At 72.9% G+C, this 926-nt stretch carries 1 protein-coding gene and 1 pseudogene; both read right to left on the bottom strand.

Annotated elements, in window-relative coordinates; translation table 11 throughout:
• Window positions 1-294: ATP-binding protein (locus tag LPA54_RS33070; RefSeq protein ID WP_228984435.1), on the bottom strand; the 294-nt coding region annotated here is incomplete at its 3' end.
• 345 nt (window positions 295-639) lie between these two features.
• Window positions 640-926: pseudogene (locus tag LPA54_RS33065) on the bottom strand (enoyl-CoA hydratase-related protein); the annotation flags it as partial.

The raw sequence follows: 926 nt of genomic DNA, 5'->3' as shown, positions 1-926 counted from the left end.
GGTGAGGTCACGGGGCGGCTCCGGGTCGGCGTCGTGCACCTCCACCTGGAAGCCGGTCGGCAGCAGCCGCAGGACCAGCTCGATCGGGGTGGCGCCGGAGGTGTGCTCCACGGCGTTCGCCACCAGCTCCGCCGTCAGCAGCTCCGCCGTGTCGCAGTCGGCGGAGTGATCCCGTTCTGCGAGCGCCGTGCGCACCAGGGCACGCGCGACGGGCACGGCCGCGGTCGTGTGCGGCAGTGCGACGCGCCAGGAGGTGGGGACGGCGGGGGGTTCGTGCACAGCGGTTCCGTTCATGGAGCGGGCGCTCCCGTGTTCGAGTGCCCATGGTACGGCGCGCCCGATCCGGCCCCGCCCCCGGGACCGGGTGGCATCGGAGCCCTGCCGGGCGCACCGTCCGGAGCGCTGCGCCCCGGCATCCGCGGCCTACCCGTCCGGCCGCCCCGCCTCGCGCGCCCGCCCCCACCGTTACCGGGGTGTCGATGTTCCGTGACGCGTGTGACGGCGCCCGAACAGCGTATCGCGCAGTCGTGACGACAGTCACCAACCGGTGATAACTTCGAGTGGCAGACCTCACTGAGCCGCGCAGTGCCCGCCCGAGGAGGCCGCCCTCATGAGTCCTTTCACCGGCTCCGCCGCCCGCACCGCGGCGATGACCGGGAACGGGCACTCACGTACCGCGCGGACGACCTGGCCGGTCATCCGGTTGAAGTCGAGGAGCTGGGCGGTGTCCATGGAGAGGGTGGCGCCGATGATCTCGTCGACGTCGCCGCCGGAGCAGAAGCCGCGGCCCTCGCCGGCGAGGACGAGGGCACGGACGGAACGTTCCCGGGAGAGCTCGGCGAGGAGGTCGCGCAGATCCGCGTAGGCGCCGAAGGTGAGCGCGTTGAGTTTCTCGGGGCGGGCGAATGTGACGGTGGCCACACCGT

This window comes from Streptomyces sp. DH12 (assembly GCF_020873895.1).
Taxonomy (GTDB): domain Bacteria; phylum Actinomycetota; class Actinomycetes; order Streptomycetales; family Streptomycetaceae; genus Streptomyces.
Note: the sequence above shows the minus strand (reverse complement) of the source record. Positions and strands in the feature narration are given on the sequence as shown.